The 232-nt window shown below is 42.7% G+C and carries 1 protein-coding gene; it reads left to right on the top strand.

The window, feature by feature from the left end:
• On the top strand, positions 1–232 hold a 232-nt coding region (locus KVT32_RS31790), incomplete at both ends, for a hypothetical protein (RefSeq protein ID WP_217619605.1).

Here is a 232-nt window from a genome sequence, read left to right as displayed (position 1 = left end):
CACCGATTAATGCTAGCCAAATTAAGCAGATGATTTTAAGCGAACTAGAAAGTGTCTCTGGCAACGAAAAATTCCCTAGAGATATCGAGCGAACTATCAAGAACATTTTTCGCACCGTATCGCCTTGGGATAATGTTAAGCATGCTGGGCGCAGCGCATTAAGTGGTTGCGCCACAGTCTCGCAGTTTAATTTCCTCTGTGTCAAATGCAAAAATTTAGGTCTATGGATCGT

This window comes from Achromobacter sp. GbtcB20 (assembly GCF_019091095.1).
Classification (GTDB): Bacteria; Pseudomonadota; Gammaproteobacteria; order Burkholderiales; family Burkholderiaceae_B; genus Achromobacter; species Achromobacter mucicolens.
Note: the sequence above shows the minus strand (reverse complement) of the source record. Positions and strands in the feature narration are given on the sequence as shown.